Genomic DNA, 21044 nt, shown 5'->3' on the forward strand with positions numbered 1-21044 from the left:
TGAGACGAGACCGCCTCAGCGTCCGATCGTCGACTCGCGCACGATGAGTTCGGCGGGGAACGGGGTCGTGGCGGGTGGCGGAGCGCCGGGGTCGGCCAGCTGCTGGAGCAGCGCTGCGCCTGCCGCACGGCCGATCTCGTAGCCCGGCTGCCGCACGCTCGTCAGCGGCACGACCCCCTGGTGCGCCTGGTCGACGTCGTCGAAACCGACGAGCGCGATCTCCTCGGGAACGCGGATGCCGTGCCGCAGCAGCTGGGTGAGCACGCCCAGCGCCACCATGTCGTTCGCGGCGAAGACGGCATCCGGGCGCTCGGTGGCAGGGAGGGCGATGAGCTGCTCGGCGGCCCGCAACCCGTCTTCGGTCGCGAGATGCGGCACGTCGACGACCGTGATGGTCGCAGTGGTGCCCGCGACCGCGTCCTGGAGGCCGGCCAGGCGGTCGTTCGACTGGCTGACCGCGGGATTCCCGAGGAAGAGGATGCGGCTGCGGCCGAGCGACAGCAGATGCTCGCCCGCGAGCCTGCCCCCGCCTCGATCGTCGAAGAGCACGGACGCGACGGTGTCGGATGAGCGGATGGGGCCGACGACCACCGAGCGGATGCCCCGTTCGGCCAGGAGCTCCAGACGCGGCACGACATCGCCGAGCGGATAGATCACGATGCCCTGCACCCGGTGCGCCTCGAACATGTCGATGTTGCGGCGCTCCTGCGCGCCGTCGCGGTTGCTGTTGCTGAAGAAGAGCGACCAGCCGCCCTCGCGGGTCACGTCCTCGACCCCGCGGGACAGCTCGTTGAAGTAGGGCAGCCACGCGTCGAGCAGGATCAGCGCGAGCGCCTTGCTCGACCCTGCGCGCAGCTGCCGCGCCGACTCGTTCGGCACGAACCCGAGCTGCTCGATCGCGTCCCGGACGCGCTCCCGGCTCGACGCGCCGAGCACGTGCGGGTGATTGAGGTAGTTCGAGACCGTGGAGGACGAGACCCCGGCGAGAGCGGCGACGTCCTTGACGCTCGCGGGCATGGATACTCCTCGTTGTCGTGCCCCGATCACGGCAGCGGGCGGGGCGGCGACCCTCAGCGTAGCGGAGGACTTGGCACGTGCCAAGAAATGACTTGACTTCGCCTCGCCACCGCCGTAGCGTGACTCGAACGTCGGGATTGGCACGTGCCAACCGGCGAGGCGACGGTGCCGGACACCCGCCTGCGAGAGGCCTCATGAACATCGGCTGCCACGGGCTCGTCTGGACCGGGAACTTCGATGCCGACGGCATCCGTCTCGCTGTGGAGAAGACGAAAGCGGCGGGATTCGATCTCATCGAGTTCCCCCTCATGGATCCGTTCTCGTTCGACGTGGCGGCCGCGAAGGACGCGCTCGAGGAGCACGACCTCGCGGTGAGCGCATCGCTCGGGCTGTCCGAGGCGACCGACGTCACGAGCTCCGACCCCGCGATCGTCGCGGCGGGCGAGGCGCTGCTGATCCGCGCGGTCGACGTGCTCGCCGAGTTGGGCGGCGAGCACTTCTGCGGGGTGATCTACAGTGCCATGAAGAAGTACATGGAGCCCGTGACGCCCGAAGGACTCGCGAGCAGTCGCGCCGCCATCGCGCGGGTCGCCGACCACGCCGCCGAGCGCGGGGTGTCGGTGTCGCTCGAGGTGGTCAACCGCTACGAGACCAACGTGCTGAACACGGCACGTCAGGCGCTCGGCTACCTGGCGGAGGTCGACCGGCCCAATGTCGGGATCCACCTCGACACGTACCACATGAACATCGAGGAGTCGGATATGTTCGCGCCGGTCCTCGACGCCGCTCCCGCCCTGCGCTACGTGCACATCGGCGAGAGCCATCGGGGCTACCTCGGCACCGGGACGGTCGACTTCGACACCTTCTTCAAGGCGCTCGGCCGCATCGGGTACGACGGTCCGATCGTCTTCGAGTCGTTCTCGTCGGCCGTGGTCGCTCCTGATCTCAGCCGGATGCTGGGCATCTGGCGGAACCTCTGGACCGACAACGACGAACTGGGCGCCCACGCCAACGCGTACATCCGCGACAAGCTCGTGGCGGTCGAATCGATCCGCCTGCACTGAGGCGGGCAGCCGGATCCGGCGGCGGGAAGATCAAGATGTTATTACAGGCCTTCCCCATCCGTGCTTCGTTAGATACATTCAGATACAACTTGCGCGGAAGAGGCGCAGGCCGCAGAATTGATCCGATGTTTACTGCGGCCCGCATCGCCGGACTCGCAACATGACCTTCAAGGAAGCAGGTGAGCACATGAGTGAGCCCATTCTCAGAGTGGAGGGGATCAGCAAGGGATTCCCCGGTGTGCAGGCGCTGAAAGACGTGCACCTGGAGGTGCGTGCCGGCGAGGTGCTGGTGCTGGTGGGAGAGAACGGCGCCGGCAAGTCGACGCTGATGAAGATCCTCTCCGGGATCTACACCAAGGACGAGGGCACCATCACGTTCGAGGGGCAGGAGGTCGAGCTCACCAGCCCGCTGCAGGCCCAGGAGCTCGGCATCACGATCATCCATCAGGAGCTCAACCTGATGCCGGATCTGACCGTCGCACAGAACATCTTCGTAGGCCGTGAGCCGACTTCCGGCCCCTTCCTCTCCGAGCGGAAGCTCAACACGCAGACCGCTGAGCTGCTCAAACGGCTCGAGATCCGCCTCGACCCGCGCCAGCTCGTCGGCGAGCTGACGGTCGCCGAGCAGCAGATGGTCGAGATCGCCAAGGCCCTGTCGTTCAACGCCAAGGTCCTGATCATGGACGAGCCGACATCGGCCCTCACCGACACCGAGGTCGAGACGCTGTTCGTGCTGATCGAGCAGCTCAAGGCCAGCGGCACCGGCATCGTCTACATCTCGCACCGCATGGACGAGCTCCGCCGACTCGCCGACCGGGTGACCGTGCTGCGCGACGGCACATACATCGGATCACTCGACCGGGCCGACGTCACGATCCCGACGATCATCGAGATGATGGTGGGCCGCGTGATCGACGAGGGCACCCGGCCCCAGGCGCGCGAGCACATCAACGATCCGATCGTCCTCGACGTGCAGGGCCTCTCGACGAGGAACCTGCTCAAGGACGTGTCGTTCCAGCTGCACAAGGGCGAGATCCTCGGCTTCGCCGGACTCATGGGCGCCGGCCGCACCGAGACCGCGCGCGCCGTCATCGGCGCCGACCACCGCGACGGCGGCACGATCTCGATCAGCGGACGTCCGGTGCGCATCGGCCAGCCGGCGGATGCCGTGAAGCACGGCCTCGGCTACCTCTCCGAGGACCGGAAGCTGCTCGGACTCATGCTCGAGCAGGACGTCACGTTCAACACGGTGCTCGCCTCGCTCGGCTCGTACGCCAACGGCATCGGCTGGATGGGCGACAGCAAGGCGAAGAACCGCACCAAGGAGTACGTGCAGCAGCTGCGGGTGAAGACGCCCTCGGTCAACCAGGTCGTCAAGCTCCTCTCCGGAGGGAACCAGCAGAAGGTCGTCATCGCCCGGTGGCTGATGCGCGACTGCGACATCCTCATCTTCGACGAGCCGACCCGAGGGATCGACGTCGGCGCGAAGGAGGAGATCTACCGCCTCATGCAGCAGCTCGCTGACCAGGGCAAGTCCATCATCGTCATCTCATCGGAGCTCCCGGAGATCCTCCGCGTCGCGAACCGCATCGCGGTCTTCGCGAACGGTCGCATCACCGGGACGCTCCGCAACGAGGAAGCCAGCCAGGAGAAGATCATGCAACTCGCAGCCCACGGGGAGGAAGACTGATGAGCACCCCACAGCAGCCCGGATCGTCGACGACGACGGTCATCCAGACGGCGGTGAACGAGAACACCGACAAGCGCGACGTCGGAGCGTTCCTGAAGCGCCAGCTCCAGCAGTCGCTGGCATTCGGCACCCTCATCGTCCTGGTGATCTTCTTCACGATCGCCAGCCCGAACTTCTTCACCTTCAGCAACATCGCCACCGTCCTCCTCTCGACCGCGGTCATCGGCATCCTCGCCCTCGGCACGACGTTCGTCATCATCACCGGCGGCATCGACCTGTCGATCGGCACCGGCATGGCGCTCTGCGCCGTGATGACCGGTGTGTTCGTGACCAACATGGGCCTCCCGGTCTGGGTCGGCGTGATCGGCGGCGTGCTGACCGGTGTGCTGATGGGCCTGGTGAACGGCGTGAACATCACGTTCCTCCGGCTTCCTCCGTTCATCGCCACGCTCGCGATGATGATGATCGCGGGCGGTCTCGCCCTCGTCATCTCCAACGTCTCGCCGATCTACTTCTCCACCTCGGCGCCGGACTTCAAGAAGATCGCGCTCGGCGTGATCATCCCCGGCATCCCGAACGCCGTGCTCATCACGGCCGTCGTCGCGATCATCGCGTGGCTGGTCCTGTCGAAGACGCTCCTCGGCCGCTACACCTTCGCGATCGGCTCCAACGAGGAGGCCACGCGTCTCTCGGGTGTCAACACCCGTCGCTGGACGATCCTCATCTACATGTTCGCCGGCGCCTTCACCGGCATCGCGGGCATCGTGATCGCCGCTCGCCTCGACTCGGCCCAGCCGCAGATCGGCATGGGGTACGAGCTGCAGGCGATCGCCGCGGTCATCATCGGCGGCACCTCGCTGCTGGGCGGCCGCGGATCCATCCTCGGCACCGTGATCGGCGCGCTCATCATGAGCGTGCTCGTCAACGGCCTGCGCATCCTGTCGATCCAGCCCGAATGGCAGAACATCGTCGTCGGCGTCGTCGTGCTGCTGGCCGTGTTCCTCGACTCGCTGCGCAACCGCCAGCGGACCTGAAGCAGTTCGACCCGACTCAACTGAATAGCACCACGCAGTCCACCGTCGGCCCCGGCCGGCAATCACAGAGAACAATGGAGTTTCCATGACATTCGGCAAGAAGACCGCATTCGCGGCACTCGTGGCAGCATCCGCGCTGGTGTTCGCCGGCTGCGCCGGCGGCGGAGACGTGATCGAAGAAGGCAGCGGCGGCGGCAGTGGCTCAGGCGACGGCGAGATGTACATCGCCCTCGTCTCGAAGGGCTTCCAGCACCAGTTCTGGCAGGCCGTGAAGAAGGGCGCGGAGCAGAAGGCGGAAGAGCTCGGCGTCAAGATCACGTTCGAAGGCCCCGCGGCCGAGACCGAGATCGCCGGCCAGCTCGAGATGCTGACCGCCGCGATCGACAAGAACCCGGATGCCATCGCCTACGCGGCGCTGGACCCCGAGGCCTGTGTCGCCCCGCTCGAGCAGGCGAAGTCGAAGGACATCCCTGTCGTCTACTTCGACGCTCCCTGCAACGGCGACGTCGGGCTCAGCCTGTCGGCGACCGACAGCAAGGTCGCGGGCGCGCTCGCCGCAGAGCACATGGCCGAGCTGATCGGCGGTGAGGGCCAGGTCGCGATCGTGGGCCACTCGCAGATCAACTCGACCGGTGTCGAGCGTCGTGACGGCTTCGTCGAGAAGATCGAGGCCGACTACCCCGACATCGAGATCGTCGACATCCAGTACGGCGACGGCGACCACCTGAAGTCGGCCGACATCGCGAAGACGCTGATCGCGGCGCACCCCGACCTCAAGGGCATCTACGGCACCAACGAGGGCTCGGCCATCGGCGTCGTGAACGCCGTGAACGAGCTCGGCCTGGAGAAGGGCAAGATCACGATCGTCGGCTTCGACTCCGGAGCGGCGCAGATCAACGCCATCAAGGACGGCACCATGGCCGGCGCCATCACGCAGGACCCGATCGGCATCGGCGAGCAGGTCGTGCAGGCCGCCTACGACGCGGCCAACGGCAAGGAGGTCGACGAGTTCTACGACACCGGTTCCTACTGGTACGACAAGACCAACATCGAAGACCCGAAGATCGCCGCAGTCCTCTACGAGTGACCTCGGCAGATCCACGGGAGCCCCTCACCTTCGGGTGGGGGGCTTCTTCGTGCGCGCGGCGAATGAGGACAGGATCCGTCCGCGGCGAATGTCACGATGTGATCGACGAAAGGATGCACCATGACCACCACCCCCGCGCGACCTGACGGCTCCAACACCGTCAACCCCTTCCTCATGACCGACGACGCCGCACGGATCATCGACTTCCTCACGCGCGTCTTCGGCGCGATCGACGTGCCCGAGGCGCGGACGCTCGACACCGACGGGCTGATCCTGCACTCCGAGCTGCGCATCGGAGACTCCCTGATCACGGTGGCGGATCGCAAGCCGGACTGGCCGTTCACGCCCGGCTTCCTCCAGGTCTACGTCGACGACGTCGAGGCGACGCTGGAACGCGCGGTCGCGCTCGGTGCGCGCATCGTGACCCGCCCGACGGACTTCTTCGGCGACACGTTCTCGCGCTTCACCGATCCGTCCGGCAATCTGTGGTGGGTGTATCGGCACGAGCCGCAGGAAGCGGCCTGGGATGCCGCGCCGGCTGTGGACGCCGGAACGACCGATGCCGACGCCGAGGACTGGTCCAGCTTCACCTCTCCGGAGCTCGAGTACATCCACGAGAGCCTGGTCGAGGCGATGACATCGTTGCAGGATCCGCGGCTCGCGAACTGAGGCGCCTGGTCGGGCGGAGATCTCACGTTCGGGAGTTGGATCTGAGCCTCAGACTCCTCCCGTCGCGGAGAACTCCGCCCGAACAGCTGTCAGATGACGCAGCGCCGCGACTCACGCCGAGAGCGTGAGCAGGCGCGCGGGGTTGGCGATCAGCATCCGGTCCACGGCGTCATCGCCGATCAGCGCGCGGAGACGCGGGACGTAGCGCTCGCCGAGGTAGCCGAGGCCCGGCATGCCGCCGTAGGCGAGGTAGCGGGTGCGTCGCGCGACGTCTCCGCCGAGCACCACACGATCGCCCGCTCCACGCTCGACGACGGATGCGGTCAGCGCCAGCAACTCGGCATCGGACCGCGTGCGCGGCCGCGCGAATCCGTCGTACCCGAGGTAGGCGCCGCGTTCGGTGAGGGAGACGTGCAGCCCCGGATCCGGATCGCGGTCGGCGTGCGCCAGGACCACCCGATCGGATGCCACGCCCTCGGCCGCGAGCAGATCGAGGACCTCATGGGCTGCGGTGCAGAACTCCAGGTGCACCATCACCGGCGCACCGGTCTCGCGGTGCGCGGCGGCGACGGCGAGGAGGCTCGTGCGTTCGAAGGGGCTGATGCGCCAGTAGTCGATGCCGGCCTTCAGCAGCCCGGCGCGCACCGGCTCGCCGTGGGTGGTCGCGGCGAGTGGGACCTCCGGCGTCTCGAACACCGCGGTGTCGGCATCCGGCATCCCGCGGGTGAGGTCGGAGCGGAACAGCGCGGCCAGGCGGTCGACCGTCCAGACCTGCATCGGATGGTCCGCTCCGTAGTGCGCCTCGCGATGCCGGCCCGTCGTCGCGATGATGTGCAGGCCGGTCGTCGCACTGATCCGCGCCAGCGCCGCGGGGTCGCGGGCGAGGCCGAACGGGGTCGCATCGACCATCGACTCGAAGCCGCTCGCCTTCAGCAGCCCCGCTTCTGCGCCCGACGCGCGCTCGTCGTCGAGCTCATCACCCGGCAGCAGAGGCGACACCTGGAACAGATGCTCGTGATAGTCCACGCGCCCGAGCGCGGCCGGTTCGACATCGCCGAGCACCGTCCGGACGACCGGCATCAGCGCACCGACTCCGCCGCCTCGGCGAGCCGCTCGACGGTCTCGGGGGTGAGGTCGAGCTCGAACACGTCGGCCACGACCTGCGACCAGCCGTGGATGAAGTAGCGCCAGCCGTCGACCACGTGCAGCGACCGGGCGGTCTCCTGCGCGTGGGCCTGGTGCAGGAACTCGAGCGAGCCGCGGTAGTTGAACTCCCACGCGTACGCGCCCTCGGGGAACACGACCGCGTCGGTCAGCGGAGAGCCGGGGCGATCCTTGCCGAGTCCCGTGGCGTTCGCGATCACCGATCCCGGGGGAGCGGCGGCCACGACCGCGTCGGCCTCGTCGGGGGTGGCCGTGACGATGTAGTCGATCAGCCCGTCGCGGGTGCCGTGCTGGCGGTGCACCTCGCGGAGATGGTCGAGCTTGTCCTGCGAGCGGGCGGTCACCGTGACGCGAGCGGGAGCATCGGCGCGCTCCGCGAGCGCCCAGCTGAGCGCCGTGCCCGAGCCGCCGGCTCCGAGGATCACGACCTCCGCTCCTGTGCGGGCGAAGTGGTCGGCGGGGAGGAAGTCGTTCAGCGCCAGGTCGACCGTGATCGGATCCTTCGCGCGGCCCGACAGCAGCGCGCCGCGCTTGGAGATGCTCGAGATCTCGGCGCACGACACCGCGAACGGATCGAGCTCGTCGAACAGATCGGATGCCGCGGCGTACACGTTCATCTTGTGCGTGGTGACGAGGGCGCCGCGGTGGTGCGGGTCGTCGCGGATCTGCTCGACCATCGCCCGGTACTGCGCCGGATCGGCATCCATCGGCAGGTCGTGGCCGATCAGCGTGCGGGTCGGGAGGCCCAGGATGTCGGCCCAGAGCGGGAACACCTTCATGATCGACGACGACGCCGTCGTCACGCCGACGAAGCCCATGTAGTTCGACGGCACGGTCTCGATCGTCTCCGGATCGGTGGTGAGGGACGAGGTCATCGGAGGCTCCTAGCGGGCGGTCACGGGGTGGGCGGGCTCTGCGCCCCTGAGCACGGCGAGGACGTCGTCGAGCGAGATCGAGCCCATGTTGTCCACGGCCTGGGTGGTCTGCGCCCCGAGATGAGGAGTCACGATCACCCGGTGCGCGAGGGCCGGATCGAGCAGAGGGCTGGCCTGGGCGGCGGTGTCGCCGTCGAGCGTGTCGGCGGCGTAGGCGGACAGGATGCCGTCGCGCAGCGCCTCGGCGACGGCGGTCTCGTCGACGAGGTCGCCGCGCGCCGTGTTCACCAGCACGGTGCCTCGTCGCATATGGGCGAGCCGTCCGGCGTCGACGAGCAGCTGACCGCCCGGGGCGTGCAGCGTGATCACGTCGGCGACGCGGAACAGCTCGTCGAGGTCGATCGGCTCGGCGCCGTTCGCCCGGATCAGGTCGGCGGACAGGAAGGGGTCGGCGGCGACGACGCGCGGCCCGAAGCCGCTCAGGCGCCTCGCCACGCCCTGGCCGATGCGGCCGAAGCCGACGATCCCCACGACGGCCGCCCCCAGCTCGCGTCCGCGTCGCACGCTCCAGTCGCCCTCGCGCACCCGGCGGTCGCCGTCCGGCACGGACCGCAGCGCGGCCAGCATGAGACCTGTGGCGTGGTCGGCGACGGCATCCGCATTGGCGCCGGGGGTGTTGGTGACAGGGATGCCGCGGCGACGGGCCGCCTCCAGATCGACGGCCTCCGTGCCGACGCCGTAGCGGGCGATGACCTTGAGGCGCGGCCCCGCGTCGAAATGCTCGTCGGTGACGGCACCCGTGCCGGCGATCCAGGCATCCGCGCCATGCAGCAGCGGACGCAGCTCGTCGAGGTCGTGGTGGGCGGGACCGCGCAGGATGCGGTGACCGGCCTGTGCCGCCCGACCGACGAGGTCGAGGTCGCCGTCCGAGAACGAGCGGCTGGTGACGAGGATCACGCCCATCAGCTCGGCCGTCCTGCGAACCAGGGCGCGAGAGCCGAGTAGGCCTCGGCGAAGCGGGCGTGGCGCTCGACATAGACCGCGTGACGCCCGGCATCCGGGGTGAACTCGGCGGTCACCTCGCTCAGCGCGCGCGCCGCGGCGAAGTCGGCGAGGCCGAGACCGACCGCGCCCGTGACCGCGGCGCCGAGGCTGTTCGCCTCTTCGACGATCGTGCGTCGGCGCACCGGCACACCCCAGACATCGGCGAGGACGGACAGGTACACGTCGCTCTGCGCTCCGCCGCCGACCGCATCGATGCGGTCGATCACGGCGCCCGAATCCCGGAACGCCTGGATGCACGTGAGCAGGTTGAAGGCGGTGCCCTCGAGCACCGCGCGCGTGAGGTGGGCGCGCTGATGATGGCGTGCGAGGCCGACGAAGGCGCCGCGCGCGTCGGGATCCCAGAGCGGGGAGCGCTCGCCGAGGAGGTACGGGAGGAAGTAGAGGTCGTCGGTGTCGACGTCACCGGAGGCTTCGGCGATGAGCCGACCAGTCTGCGGGTGCGCCGGATCGGGGGAGAGGGCTTCGGCGATCCACTGCACGGATGCTCCGCCGGCCTGCATCGTCGCGGTCGGGACGAACGACCCCGGCACGACGTTGTCGAACGTGAAGGTGCGCATCGCCGGATCGTGCAGCGGCTGATCCGCGGCGAACGAGATCCACGACGACGTGCCGAGGCAGACGTACGCGCCGTCCTCGGGTGCGACCACGCCGGAGCCGACGGCGGCCATCGGGCCGTCTCCGCCGCCCATGACCACGGGGACGCCGGCAGGCAGGCCGAGCGCCTGGGCCGCGGCATCCGTCAGTCCGCCGGCGATCGCGGTCGAGTCGAGGATCTCGGGGAACAGGGCGGGGTCGAGGCGCGCAGCCTGCAGCACCTCGTCGGACCAGGTGCCGGTGCGCTGGTCGTACGCGTTCGTTCCCGAGGCATCGGAGCGGTCGGTCGCCAGGCGTCCGGTGAGGCGCAGCACGATGAAGTCCTTGGCGACGCAGACGCGGCGCACGCGCGACCAGATGTCTGGCTCGTGGTCGCGCACCCACATGACCTTCTCGAGGGAGTAGGTCGGGTTGAGGCGATGACCGAGGATCGCGTAGGCGTGCTCGGCGCCGAGGGCGGCTTCGAGCTCGCGCTGCTGCGCCCCCGCACGGGTGTCGGCCCAGATGATCGCCGGACGCGCCGGCTCGCCGTCGGCGTCGAGAAGCACGGCGCCCATCATCTGCCCGCTCACGACGAGGCCGGCGATGGCGGCAGGGGCCGTCTCGGTGCGGGCGAGCAGATCGCGGGTCGCGGCGACGACCGCGTTCCACCAGTCGGCCGGTTCCTGCTCGGCGATGCCACCGGCGGCGAAGTGCGCCGGGTAGGGCACGGTGACCGCGGCGACCAGTCGGCCGTCGTCGTGATGCAGGGACGCCTTGTTCCCCGTGGTCCCCAGGTCGTGCGCGATGAGCATGGCCGCGGCCTATCCCGCGTAGGGACGCAGGTCGACGCCGTCGGCCGCACGGTAGGCGCGCGAGCCCATGCCGTGCTCGAGCACCCAGCCGTAGTCGTGGCCGGCGCCGCCTGGATACACGGCGAGGAACGCGTAGGGCTCGTCGCCGGTGTTGACCGAGCGATGCGCCCACCCCGGCGGGATGTAGCCGATGGTACCGGGGAGCATGTCGAGCCATTCGGTGCGCTCGCCGTCGAACATGAGCAGTCCGCCGCGTCCCTTGAGCGCGAGGTAGATCTCGCCCTGGTGGTTCGGATGCTGGTGCCCCTTGGTCATCCACAGCTCGCCGGACGTGTCGCCGGGCATGATCGTGGTGATCGACTGGGGGAGCTCGCGGTCGATCTCGGGGACAGGGGAGCTGACGACGGTGTAGACGACCGGGTCGTCGCCCGCGGATGCCGCGGCCCAGGCGTCGGCGTCGAGGAAGAGGCCCTCGAGATCGGACATCCGCCGGGTGAGGGTCGGTCCTTCGGGGGAGAGCGTCAGCTTCTCGGCATCGAAGGCGATCGCCATCGGGGAGATCGGCGGGGTGTGGAACTCGGGCATCGGTGCTCCTTGCGAGGATGCTGCGGCGCTGCGCAACCTGTAATGACAAGTTGAGTGTACCTGTGATGACAGGTTCGCGTCCAGGACACATCGCTCATCCGCGCAGGTCTCGGCGCGCGCTGGTGGCCGCTCTGTCAGCTCCGGTCGCGATATCTCATGGATCCGCGGCCGGGATGGCTGACATATCGCGACGGGAGGCGGGTCAGCGGGGTCAGGCGTCGGCGCGGCGGGCGCGGTACGCGGCGACAGCGTTGCGGTTGGCGCAGGTCGCCGAGCAGTAGCGCTTCGAGCGGTTGCGCGAGAGGTCGAGGGCGAGAGCCTCGCAGGTGTCGTCGTCGCAGACTGTGATGCGTGACCCCTCGTCGGTGCGGATGACGTCGATCAGGGCCATCGCCGTCTCGATGAGCACGCGCTCGGCGAGCGGTCGTTCGTCATCGACGGCGTGCAGGTGCCAGTCGGTGCCGTCGTGCCGCACGAGGTGCGGCGTGAGCGTGCTCTCGTCGAGGGCGGCGTTCACCCGCTCGACCATGTCGTCGCGCGGGGCCAGCAGCATCGAGCGCAGACGCGGTCGAAGCTGCTGCAGTGACGCGAGTTCCGCGTCGTCGCGATCGAGCCGCCCGGTGTAGGGGAACTCCACCAGGAATGCCGCGTAGTCGTGGAGGTCGGCGAGCGTCTCCGGGTCCTCCGCGGAGTTCACGAGCCAGACCGCCGAGCGGAGAGCCTCGGCCGTGTCATTCGTGAAGATCATGTTGACATGTTACATCGGGGACGCGTAACGTCACATCCTATGAGCACTATGGCGAATGACACCGTCGGTACGACCGTGTCCGGCGTGCGTCTGGGACTGCCGCTCGCCATCGGCGCCGCGTTCGCCTTCGGCATGTCCGGCGGCTGGGCGCGGGGTCTCATGGATGCCGGGTGGACGCCCGGCGCCGCCGTCACCGCACGCATCTGGGTCGCCGCCCTCGTCCTGCTGATCCCGACGGTCCTGTCCCTGCGAGGGCGATGGAATCTGCTCCGACGCAATCTCGGCATGATCGCGGCGTACGGCCTGCTCGCGGTGGCGGCCACGCAGCTCTTCTACTTCCAGGCTGTTGCCGTGATGGATGTCGGCATCGCGCTGCTCATCGAGTACACGGCGCCGATCGCCGTCATCCTCTGGCTGTGGCTCCGCCGCGGGGAGCGGCCGAGCCGACGCAGCATCCTCGGTGCGCTGATCGCGTTCGTCGGCCTCGTGCTCATGCTCGACATCGTGACCGGTGCCGAGGTGAACGCTGCCGGCATCCTGTGGGCGCTCGGGGCGATGGTCGGTGCCGCGACCTACTTCCTGCTCTCGGCCAAGGCCGACACGGGTCTGCCGCCGGTCGCGCTCGCCGGGAGCGGCCTGCTGCTCGGGGCGCTCGGTCTGACCGTCGCCGGCGCCGTCGGCGTCCTGCCCATCGCGTGGAGCACTGACGACATCGCCTACCGGTTCGGCACCGTGCCGTGGTTCGTGCCGGTGCTGGCAATGGGCGTGCTCGCGACGGCGCTGGCCTATCTGCTCGGCATCGCCTCGACGCGGATGCTGGGCTCGCGACTCGCCTCGTTCGTCGCACTGGCCGAGGTCGTGGCTGCGCTGCTCTTCGGCTGGCTCCTGCTCGGACAGCTGCCCGATCTTCTCCAGGCCCTCGGCGGCGTGCTCGTGCTGGCGGGTGTCGTGATCGTGAAGCTCGGGGAGCCGGTGCCGGCGGAGTTCGTCGAGCCCGTGCCGGAGCCGCGTCGCTGACTGCTTCCCCGCCGAGAGGGTGGCTCGACAGGCATTCTCGACGGCGCGACAGTGAGACGAATGTATACGAGAGGTGCATGAATGGGGAGATGCGCCCGGGAGTAGCTCGTTTATGTATACACTGAGGGCATGACCCTCTCCGTCGAGCGCACGTCCGCGAGCGATCGCGCGTATGCGGCTCTGCTCGACGGCATCCAGTCCGGAGCCCTCGCAGCGGGCGTCGTCCTGGGCGAGGTCGAGCAGGCGGAGCGTCTCGGCGTGAGCCGCACCCCGATGCGCGAAGCGCTGCGCCGCCTGATCGCCGACGGCCTCGTCGTGCAGCAGTCGCCGCGGGTCACCGTCGTCGCGGACCTGCATGCCGACGACATCCGCTCGCTCTTCGAGATCCGCCGCGCACTGGAGGAGACCTCCGCCCGCCTCGCCGCCACTCGCGGCGATGCGGGCCTCTTCGCCGCCCTCGCCGACGAGTTCGCCCACGTCGACCTCGCCGCCGCCGAGGGGCGCGACGCCTACTACGCCCTCATCGCCCGCTTCGACGCCGCCCTCGACGCGGCCGTCGCCAACGACTACATCGCCTCGGCACTGCGCACCGTCCGCACGCACCTCGTGCGGGTGCGGCGGATGGCGCGCGACAACCCGGCGCGACTCGCGGCATCCGCCTCCGAGCACCGGACGATCGCCGAGGCCCTCGCCGCGCGCGACGGCGACCTCGCCGCCCACGCCACGCACGTCCACCTGCACAACGCGCTCACCGGCATCCTCGATTCGCTACCTGAACACGTTTCGTCACTTCGACTCGCTCCGCTCGCTCAGTACAACGCTCGCTCCGCTCGCTCAACGACCGAAAGAGTCTCATGACCGTCACCCACCACGTCCGTGTCCACCGCAGTGACGAGAACCTCGCGCGCGAGGACCAGCTCGCCTGGAAGATCGCCGAGGTCGCCGCCGACCCGGTCGAGGTCGAGCAGGACGTCGTCGACATGATCATCAACCGCATCATCGACAACGCGTCGGTCGCCGCGGCATCCCTTACCCGTGCGCCGATCAACGCGGCACGCGCGCAGGCGTTCAGCCACCCGGTCTCGACCGGAGGAGCGGGCGCGAACCTCTTCGGTGCCGCCCTCGACCGTCGCACGAGCCCCGAGTGGGCGGCGTGGGCCAATGGCGTGGCCGTGCGCGAGCTCGACTACCACGACACCTTCCTCGCGGCGGAGTACTCGCACCCCGGCGACAACATCCCGCCGATCCTCGCCGTCGCGCAGCACGCAGGCAAGGACGGGCGGGCGCTCGTGCGCGGCATCGCGACCGGATACGAGATCCAGATGGACCTCGTGCGCGCGATCTGCCTGCACAAGCACAAGATCGATCACGTCGCCCACCTCGGCCCGTCGGCCGCGGCCGGCATCGGCACCCTGCTCGGCCTCGACGTCGAGACGATCTACCAGGCCGTCGGCCAGGGGCTGCACACCACGACCGCCACCCGGCAGAGCCGCAAGGGCGAGATCTCGACCTGGAAGGCGCACGCCCCGGCCTTCGCGGGCAAGATGGCCGTCGAGGCGGTCGACCGGGCGATGCGCGGGCAGACGAGCCCCGCCCCGATCTACGAGGGCGAGGACGGCGTGATCGCCTGGATGCTCGATGGCAAGGATGCCGCGTACGAGGTGCCGCTGCCCGCCGCCGGCGAGCCGAAGCGCGCGATCCTCGACTCGTACACGAAGGAGCACTCGGCCGAGTACCAGGCACAGGCGTGGATCGACCTCGCTCGCAAGCTCGGCACCGAGAACCCGGCGCTGCGCGACCCCGCGAACATCGCCTCGATCGTGCTGCACACCAGCCACCACACGCACTACGTGATCGGCTCGGGTGCGAACGACCCGCAGAAGTACGACCCGACGGCGTCCCGCGAGACGCTCGACCACTCGATCCCGTACATCTTCGCGGTGGCACTGCAGGACGGCGGCTGGCACCACGTCGACTCCTACGCCCCGTCTCGCGCGGCACGCCCCGACACCGTCGAGCTGTGGCACAAGATCACCACGGCCGAGGATGCCGAGTGGACGCGCCGCTACCACTCCGAGGACCCGGACGTGAAGGCGTTCGGCGGTCGCGTCGAGTTCCTGCTCACCGATGGCACGACCGTGGTCGACGAGATCGCGGTCGCCGACGCGCACCCGCTCGGCGCCCGTCCGTTCGCCCGCGACAACTACATCGCGAAGTTCCGCCTGCTCGCCGAGCCCGTGCTCGAGCCCGCCGAGATCGAGCGCTTCCTCGAGCTCGTGCAGCGCCTGCCCGAGCTCACCGCCGCCGAGGTCGGCGAGCTCTCGATCGTCGCGAAGGCCGGGCTGCTCGACGGCGCCGACGCGCCGAAGGGGCTGTTCTGATGCTGTCCTCGGACCCTTCGACAAGCTCAGGGACCCAGGGTGGGTTGCTGAGCCTGTCGAAGCACCCCACCCGCGCACGTGATCGGAGGTTCTGATGCTGTACTCCACGACCACCCCGGCCGAGAAGCGGCGGCTGTTCCGGGAACGGCTCCGCTCCGGCGAACTGCTGCGCTTCCCGGGAGCCTTCAACCCGCTGAGCGCCCGGCTCATCGAGCAGAAGGGCTTCGACGGGGTCTACATCTCCGGTGCGGTGCTCGCCGCCGATCTCGGGCTCCCCGACATCGGCCTCACGACGCTCACCGAGGTCGCCGGTCGGGCGAAGCAGATCGCCCGCATGACGGAGCTCCCCGCGATCGTCGATGCCGACACCGGATTCGGCGAGCCGATGAACGTCGCCCGCACGATCCAGGAGCTCGAGGATGCCGGACTCGCCGGCACGCACATCGAGGACCAGATCAACCCGAAGCGCTGCGGTCACCTCGACGGGAAGAGCGTCGTCGACGAGAGCACGGCGATCAAGCGCATCCGCGCCGCCGCCGACGCGCGTCGCGATGAGAACTTCCTCATCATGGCGCGCACCGACATCCGCGCGATCGAGGGACTGGATGCCGCGATCGACCGCGCCAAGGCGCTGGTGGATGCCGGAGCGGATGCCGTGTTCCCCGAGGCGATGCGGACCCTCGCGGAGTTCGAGGCGATGGCGAACGCGCTGGACGTGCCGATCCTCGCGAACATGACCGAGTTCGGCAAGAGCGAGCTGTTCTCCACGGACCAGCTGCGCGACGCCGGGGTCGCCCTCGTCATCTGGCCTGTGTCGCTCCTTCGCATCTCGATGGGGGCATCCGGGCGTGCACTGGATACTCTGAACGACGAGGGGCATCTGACCTCGAAGCTCGGCGAGATGCAGCACCGCGCCGATCTCTACGACCTCATCGACTACGAGTCGTACAACCACTTCGACTCGGGCGTCTTCAACTTCACAGTCGACAACACCGGTCGCTGAGCAAAGCGAAGCGGACATCCGACCCGGTCGCCGAGCGAGCAGCGAAGTGACGAGTCGAAGTACACGAAGGAGTGACATGACCGAGCCGGACATCAAGAAGGGCCTCGCGGGGGTCGTGGTCGACACGACCGCGATCTCGAAGGTCAATCCCGAGACGAACAGCCTGCTCTACCGGGGATACCCGGTGCAGGAGCTGGCCGCGACGCAGCCCTTCGAGGCGGTCGCGTACCTGCTCTGGAACGGGGAGCTGCCCACGGCCGAGGAGCTGGCGGCGTTCCGCGTCACCGAGCGCTCGAACCGCGCGCTCTCGCCGGTGGTCAAGGACGCGATCGACCGGCTGCCGCTGGACTCGCATCCGATGGACGAGGTGCGCACGGCGGTGAGCGTCATCGGCGCCATCGAGACCGCGGGCATCGCCAACGTCCTCGACGCGGTCGGAACTCCGGAGGAGAACCTGGAGCGCAGCCTGACCCTGTTCGCCGCGCTTCCCGCGATCGTGTCGTACGGTCAGCGTCGTCGCCGGGGCCTGGAGCCGCTCGAGCCGCGCGATGACCTCGACTACGCGGCGAACTTCCTCTGGCTCACGTTCGGCGAAGAGCCCGAGCCGGCCGTCGTCGACGCGTTCAACCGCTCGATGATCCTCTACGCGGAGCACTCCTTCAACGCCTCCACGTTCACGGCACGGGTGATCACCTCCACGCTGAGCGACCTGTACTCCGCGGTCGTCGGCGCCATCGGCGCGCTCAAGGGGCCGCTGCACGGCGGGGCGAACGAGGCGGTCATGCACATCTTCGACGAGATCGGCACCGCCGACCGGGTCGGGGGGTGGCTCGACGCCGCGCTGGCCGAGAAGCGCAAGATCATGGGCTTCGGGCACCGCGTGTACAAGCGCGGCGACTCGCGGGTGCCGACCATGAAGGCGGCGCTCGACTCCCTCGTCGCGCACTACGACCGGCCGGATGTCGCCGAGCTGTACGAGACGCTGGAGAGCGAGTTCGTCTCCCGCAAGGGCATCTACCCGAACCTCGACTACCCCTCGGGTCCCGCGTACAACCTCATCGGGTTCGACACCCTGACGTTCACTCCGCTCTTCGTCGCCGCTCGCATCACCGGCTGGACCGCGCACATCATCGAGCAGCAGTCGTCGAACGCGCTGATCCGTCCGCTGTCGGCCTACGACGGCCCGGATGAGCGCCACATCGAGGAGTACGTGCCCGACACCGCGGCGATCGACGTGCTCGAGCGTCCGGAGGAAGCCGCCGGCTGACCCTGTCGAAGCGGGTGGCTCTCAGTCCGCGCGGGTGAGCTCGCCGACCTTCGTGCCTGCCGCGTTCATCGCGACCAGCACATCGCCGTCGACCTCGGCGGAGCGCACGCTGCGCAGCCAGTCGTCGACTCCCTCGCACGCCTTCAGGGTCGACGCGAAGGGCGCCAGGGAGATGCGGCCGCCGTCGACCGTGTACGTCGTCGTGATGCCGTTGCACCCGTCGCTGCCGTGCACCTCGCCGTCCGCCGTGAACTCCAGGTGCGGCTCACCCGCCGCGTCCTGACCCCAGAGTCCGACGACCTCGGAGGCGACGGCATCCGGTGCTGCCGCATCGGTCGGGGTCGAAGTGGGCGCGGCGGACTCGCCGGACGTGCATCCGGTGCCGACCAGCGCGAGGAGGCCGAGCGCCGCGAGGCCGACCAGGGAACGTGTTCGGGTTCGGCTCATGCCCGTCATGCTAGCCGCCTCCTCGTCGAACCCGCCGATATCTCCAGTCATTGGAACAAAGCGCGCACACTTTCGCCCACCTTATGAATTCCTCATGAACGCAGCCGGTTTCCTGTGTGTTCGCTGAGTAGTATTTCGGTTATCCCTCGCCATGACGGCGAGGGACTCTGCTGCTCGGGGGACCAGCGTCGCACTTCGCGCCCCGTCCGGGACGCAGACCGGCCGTGCGTGAGCACGAGGCCGCAGTCCAGAGTGAATGACGATCCGCGACCAGCAAGGACATACATCACATGAAGCACAGAGGGACAGGACGGCGCCCACTGGCGTTGACCGCCGCAGCGACGATCGCCCTGTCGGGGCTCTTCATCAGCGCACCGGCCTTCGCCGAAGACGGGGCTGACCTGCCCGCCGACCCGTCGGCGACGACGTCGGAGACCGCGGCGCCGGAGGCCCCCGCGACCGAGGCGCCCGCGACCGAGGCTCCTGCGGAAGAGCAGCCGCCTGCCGCGGAGGAGCCGCCGGCCGAGCTCGTCGAGACCTTCGAGGCTGCGGCCGCGAGTGACATCGACGCGGTCGCCTACGGCCAGAACGCCAACGACGAGTGGGTGTTCCTCGTCACCGAGGCCACGACCGCGAGCGACCAGGAGATCCAGGCCTTCGCCGACTCGAAGAGCCTCCCGGTCGACGTCGTCGCGAAGGTGGACGCCGCTCCCACCGCCTGGGCGGACGGCGACTTCGTCGGAGGCCAGGGCTACCTCGTCGTGCACCCCGACGACAACGTCTCCGCCTGCTCCGTCGGCTTCGCGGCCTTCGCACCCGACGGATCGGACGCCTTCCTGAGCGCCGGTCACTGCGCGTTCAACGCCCAGGGCACCAAGCTCTCGGCCACGACGCTGAGCATCCCGAACCAGGAGCCCGCCGTCGGCGGCCCCGGCTTCGAGGTGCCGAACCCTCCCGTTCTGCTCGGCACCTTCGGGTTCGCGCAGTTCGGCAGCACGGGCAACGCCGCAGGTTCCAACGGCGACACCAACGCCACCGACATCTCGGTGATCGATGTCGTCGAGGCCAACGGCTGGAACCCCCTTCCCTCCGTGACCGACTGGACGACCGCCGGCCCCGCTCTCGACTCGCTCGCCGCGAGCACCTTCCCGGTCAAGGCCGTGGGCTCTGCGGTTCCCGGCTCCGTCTCGAAGAGCGGTCGTACGACCGGATTCACGACCGGCACGATCGACGGCGACGACATCATCGACGGCTGGGCGAACATCGACGGCCGCTTCGTGCAGGGCTTCTCCAGCAACACCGTCGCCGGCCCCGGAGACTCCGGCGGCTCGGTCATCCAGGGCACCACGGCAGTGGGCCTCATCAGCGGCGGTACCGAAGCCGACCCGGGAGCCGGCATCGAGCAGTGGACCTGGGCGGCGTCGCTCACCACCGCTCTTCCGAAGACCGGTGGCTACGAGGTCGCGCTCGACCTCGACGCCCCCGCGATCGCGAGCCCGGCCAACGGCGCCAGCGTCACCCCCGGCCAGACCGTCAGCGGCACCGCCCCTGGCGCCACCTCTGTCATCGTGAACCTTGGTGGCGGCGACCAGGAGGTCCCGGTCTCGAACGGCGCGTTCTCCTTCGCGGGTCCCGTCGCGCTCGGCGCCGCCTCGATCTCGGTGACCTCGGCGAACGGCTTCAGCCGCTCGGACACGACGACCATCGCCGTCGAGGTGGAGGCTGCTCCGCTCGCCGCGCCGATCATCACGTCGCCGGCGAGCGGCACGACGCTCACCGCCACCGTCACGGCGATCAGCGGCACGGGTCTCCCGACCGCGGACATCACGGTCGTCGACGGCGAGGGCAACACTCTCGGCACGGCAGTGGTCGGCGGGACCGGCACCTGGACCGTCGACGGGCTGAACCTCGGGTACGGGGCTCACACGGTCGTCGTGACGCAGGCCAGCGCAGGTGAGGTCTCCCCGGAGGCCACGGCCTCCTTCTCGGTCGTGCCGGTCGCCCCGGGTGTGACGTCGATCGCGGGCGGCTCGGCCTTCCCGCATGACGGCGGGCCCTCGGCTCTCTCCGGCACGGGTATCGACGGAGCCACGGTCACCGTGGTGCTCACCGGCGTCGACGCGCCCGCGGCGAAGGCGGATGCCGGTGCCCTCGCGGCACTGAGCGGCGTCTACACCACGACCGTCGCAGGCGGCACGTGGACCGTGACCTTCCCCGAGGTCCTGATGACCGGTTCGTACACGGTCTCCGCGCGGCAGACCGTCTCCGGCTTCGTCTCTTCGGCGACGCTGGTCTCGTTCTCGGTTCTCGGCGTGCCGGCACCGGGTGGCGGCGCGGTCGCTCCGGGCGGCGGCGGAACCGGCGACGGCAACCTCGCCGCGACGGGTGCGGACGCACTGGTCCCGATGGGTGCCGCGGCCGTCGCGCTCGCGCTGCTCTCGGGCGGGCTGCTGCTGATGGCACGTCGTCGTCGGACGATCGAGGCCTGACCGCACTGATCGGAACCTGATCCGACACGACCTCGGTCGCCGTCGGAGAACGAA

The 21044-nt window shown here is 69.2% G+C and carries 19 protein-coding genes; 11 read left to right on the top strand and 8 right to left on the bottom strand.

The genetic code is table 11. The features are described from left to right. Window positions 1–15: 15 nt before the first annotated feature. Complete coding sequence (locus tag MRBLWH11_RS07850; protein WP_341947428.1) at window positions 16–1017, bottom strand: LacI family DNA-binding transcriptional regulator; 1002 nt, start codon at window positions 1015–1017, stop codon at window positions 16–18. Between the two features lie 194 nt (window positions 1018–1211). Between MRBLWH11_RS07850 and MRBLWH11_RS07855 the strand changes: the two genes are divergently transcribed. The 5 genes from MRBLWH11_RS07855 to MRBLWH11_RS07875 all read left to right on the top strand — a co-directional run bounded on the left by MRBLWH11_RS07855 (window position 1212) and on the right by MRBLWH11_RS07875 (window position 6561). Then, window positions 1212–2081 (top strand): sugar phosphate isomerase/epimerase family protein, encoded by an 870-nt coding sequence (locus MRBLWH11_RS07855; protein WP_116633856.1) that lies wholly within the window; start codon window positions 1212–1214, stop codon window positions 2079–2081. A gap of 187 nt (window positions 2082–2268) precedes the next feature. Beyond that, window positions 2269–3771 (top strand): sugar ABC transporter ATP-binding protein, encoded by a 1503-nt coding sequence (locus MRBLWH11_RS07860; RefSeq protein ID WP_341947429.1) that lies wholly within the window; start codon window positions 2269–2271, stop codon window positions 3769–3771. Further along, window positions 3771–4805, top strand: a complete 1035-nt coding sequence (locus tag MRBLWH11_RS07865) for an ABC transporter permease (RefSeq protein ID WP_207769886.1) — start codon at window positions 3771–3773, stop codon at window positions 4803–4805. The genes MRBLWH11_RS07860 and MRBLWH11_RS07865 overlap by 1 nt, the downstream gene beginning before the upstream one ends. Window positions 4806–4890: 85 nt before the next feature. After that, entirely contained in the window at window positions 4891–5892 is a 1002-nt protein-coding gene (locus MRBLWH11_RS07870) for an ABC transporter substrate-binding protein (RefSeq protein WP_341947430.1), read from the top strand. A 120-nt stretch (window positions 5893–6012) separates the two neighbouring features. After that, entirely contained in the window at window positions 6013–6561 is a 549-nt protein-coding gene (locus MRBLWH11_RS07875) for a VOC family protein (RefSeq protein ID WP_341947431.1), read from the top strand. A 111-nt stretch (window positions 6562–6672) separates the two neighbouring features. Here MRBLWH11_RS07875 and MRBLWH11_RS07880 read toward each other — a convergent pair whose 3' ends face one another. From MRBLWH11_RS07880 to MRBLWH11_RS07905, 6 genes are all read right to left on the bottom strand, one after another. After that, window positions 6673–7641 carry an aryldialkylphosphatase gene (locus MRBLWH11_RS07880; protein ID WP_341947432.1) on the bottom strand — a complete coding sequence of 323 codons (969 nt, stop codon included), beginning with the start codon at window positions 7639–7641 and terminating at the stop codon, window positions 6673–6675. Continuing rightward, complete coding sequence (locus tag MRBLWH11_RS07885) at window positions 7641–8600, bottom strand: shikimate dehydrogenase (RefSeq protein ID WP_341947433.1); 960 nt, start codon at window positions 8598–8600, stop codon at window positions 7641–7643. The genes MRBLWH11_RS07880 and MRBLWH11_RS07885 overlap by 1 nt, the downstream gene beginning before the upstream one ends. A gap of 9 nt (window positions 8601–8609) precedes the next feature. Then, complete coding sequence (locus MRBLWH11_RS07890; protein WP_341947434.1) at window positions 8610–9563, bottom strand: NAD(P)-dependent oxidoreductase; 954 nt, start codon at window positions 9561–9563, stop codon at window positions 8610–8612. After that, complete coding sequence (gene xylB, locus MRBLWH11_RS07895) at window positions 9563–11053, bottom strand: xylulokinase (protein ID WP_341947436.1); 1491 nt, start codon at window positions 11051–11053, stop codon at window positions 9563–9565. Before xylB ends, MRBLWH11_RS07890 begins: the two co-directional genes overlap by 1 nt. A gap of 9 nt (window positions 11054–11062) precedes the next feature. Then, the gene (locus MRBLWH11_RS07900) at window positions 11063–11638 is read right to left on the bottom strand and encodes a glucose-6-phosphate isomerase family protein (RefSeq protein ID WP_341947437.1); all 576 of its coding nucleotides are present in this window, start codon (window positions 11636–11638) and stop codon (window positions 11063–11065) included. A gap of 211 nt (window positions 11639–11849) precedes the next feature. Further along, window positions 11850–12386, bottom strand: coding sequence for a CGNR zinc finger domain-containing protein (locus MRBLWH11_RS07905; protein ID WP_341947438.1), 537 nt, complete (start codon window positions 12384–12386; stop codon window positions 11850–11852). Window positions 12387–12434: 48 nt separating this feature from the next. On the opposite strand from MRBLWH11_RS07905, the gene MRBLWH11_RS07910 reads away from it, so the two are divergent. The 5 genes from MRBLWH11_RS07910 (at window position 12435) to MRBLWH11_RS07930 (ending at window position 18054) form a co-directional block, all read left to right on the top strand. Further along, window positions 12435–13403: a DMT family transporter gene (locus tag MRBLWH11_RS07910; protein WP_341947439.1), complete on the top strand. Its 969-nt coding sequence runs from the start codon at window positions 12435–12437 to the stop codon at window positions 13401–13403. Between the two features lie 129 nt (window positions 13404–13532). After that, entirely contained in the window at window positions 13533–14261 is a 729-nt protein-coding gene (locus MRBLWH11_RS07915; protein WP_341947440.1) for a GntR family transcriptional regulator, read from the top strand. Further along, on the top strand, window positions 14258–15784 hold the full coding sequence (locus MRBLWH11_RS07920; protein ID WP_341947441.1) for an MmgE/PrpD family protein: 1527 nt from the start codon (window positions 14258–14260) through the stop codon (window positions 15782–15784). The genes MRBLWH11_RS07915 and MRBLWH11_RS07920 overlap by 4 nt, the downstream gene beginning before the upstream one ends. Before the next feature lie 94 nt (window positions 15785–15878). After that, the gene (gene prpB / locus MRBLWH11_RS07925) at window positions 15879–16787 is read left to right on the top strand and encodes a methylisocitrate lyase (RefSeq protein WP_341947442.1); all 909 of its coding nucleotides are present in this window, start codon (window positions 15879–15881) and stop codon (window positions 16785–16787) included. A 76-nt stretch (window positions 16788–16863) separates the two neighbouring features. Continuing rightward, window positions 16864–18054, top strand: coding sequence for a bifunctional 2-methylcitrate synthase/citrate synthase (locus MRBLWH11_RS07930; RefSeq protein ID WP_341947444.1), 1191 nt, complete (start codon window positions 16864–16866; stop codon window positions 18052–18054). Window positions 18055–18075: 21 nt separating this feature from the next. Here the strand turns inward: MRBLWH11_RS07930 and MRBLWH11_RS07935 are convergent, their stop codons facing one another. Then, window positions 18076–18501 carry an META domain-containing protein gene (locus MRBLWH11_RS07935; protein WP_341947445.1) on the bottom strand — a complete coding sequence of 142 codons (426 nt, stop codon included), beginning with the start codon at window positions 18499–18501 and terminating at the stop codon, window positions 18076–18078. A 290-nt stretch (window positions 18502–18791) separates the two neighbouring features. On the opposite strand from MRBLWH11_RS07935, the gene MRBLWH11_RS07940 reads away from it, so the two are divergent. Continuing rightward, window positions 18792–20990: an Ig-like domain-containing protein gene (locus MRBLWH11_RS07940; RefSeq protein WP_341947447.1), complete on the top strand. Its 2199-nt coding sequence runs from the start codon at window positions 18792–18794 to the stop codon at window positions 20988–20990. Window positions 20991–21044: the final 54 nt, after the last annotated feature.

The organism is Microbacterium sp. LWH11-1.2 (assembly GCF_038397745.1).
GTDB lineage: Bacteria > Actinomycetota > Actinomycetes > Actinomycetales > Microbacteriaceae > Microbacterium.

Coding starts and splice junctions, on each gene's coding strand:
- MRBLWH11_RS07905 (WP_341947438.1), bottom strand. CDS start 12,386: ATGATCTTCACGAATGACACGGCCGAGGCTCTCCGCTCGGCGGTCTGG.
- prpB (WP_341947442.1), top strand. CDS start 15,879: ATGCTGTACTCCACGACCACCCCGGCCGAGAAGCGGCGGCTGTTCCGG.
- MRBLWH11_RS07870 (WP_341947430.1), top strand. CDS start 4,891: ATGACATTCGGCAAGAAGACCGCATTCGCGGCACTCGTGGCAGCATCC.
- MRBLWH11_RS07880 (WP_341947432.1), bottom strand. CDS start 7,641: ATGCCGGTCGTCCGGACGGTGCTCGGCGATGTCGAACCGGCCGCGCTC.
- MRBLWH11_RS07900 (WP_341947437.1), bottom strand. CDS start 11,638: ATGCCCGAGTTCCACACCCCGCCGATCTCCCCGATGGCGATCGCCTTC.
- MRBLWH11_RS07850 (WP_341947428.1), bottom strand. CDS start 1,017: ATGCCCGCGAGCGTCAAGGACGTCGCCGCTCTCGCCGGGGTCTCGTCC.
- xylB (WP_341947436.1), bottom strand. CDS start 11,053: ATGCTCATCGCGCACGACCTGGGGACCACGGGGAACAAGGCGTCCCTG.
- MRBLWH11_RS07865 (WP_207769886.1), top strand. CDS start 3,771: ATGAGCACCCCACAGCAGCCCGGATCGTCGACGACGACGGTCATCCAG.
- MRBLWH11_RS07875 (WP_341947431.1), top strand. CDS start 6,013: ATGACCACCACCCCCGCGCGACCTGACGGCTCCAACACCGTCAACCCC.
- MRBLWH11_RS07860 (WP_341947429.1), top strand. CDS start 2,269: ATGAGTGAGCCCATTCTCAGAGTGGAGGGGATCAGCAAGGGATTCCCC.
- MRBLWH11_RS07910 (WP_341947439.1), top strand. CDS start 12,435: ATGGCGAATGACACCGTCGGTACGACCGTGTCCGGCGTGCGTCTGGGA.
- MRBLWH11_RS07855 (WP_116633856.1), top strand. CDS start 1,212: ATGAACATCGGCTGCCACGGGCTCGTCTGGACCGGGAACTTCGATGCC.
- MRBLWH11_RS07885 (WP_341947433.1), bottom strand. CDS start 8,600: ATGACCTCGTCCCTCACCACCGATCCGGAGACGATCGAGACCGTGCCG.
- MRBLWH11_RS07915 (WP_341947440.1), top strand. CDS start 13,533: ATGACCCTCTCCGTCGAGCGCACGTCCGCGAGCGATCGCGCGTATGCG.
- MRBLWH11_RS07890 (WP_341947434.1), bottom strand. CDS start 9,563: ATGGGCGTGATCCTCGTCACCAGCCGCTCGTTCTCGGACGGCGACCTC.
- MRBLWH11_RS07940 (WP_341947447.1), top strand. CDS start 18,792: ATGAAGCACAGAGGGACAGGACGGCGCCCACTGGCGTTGACCGCCGCA.
- MRBLWH11_RS07935 (WP_341947445.1), bottom strand. CDS start 18,501: ATGAGCCGAACCCGAACACGTTCCCTGGTCGGCCTCGCGGCGCTCGGC.
- MRBLWH11_RS07930 (WP_341947444.1), top strand. CDS start 16,864: ATGACCGAGCCGGACATCAAGAAGGGCCTCGCGGGGGTCGTGGTCGAC.
- MRBLWH11_RS07920 (WP_341947441.1), top strand. CDS start 14,258: ATGACCGTCACCCACCACGTCCGTGTCCACCGCAGTGACGAGAACCTC.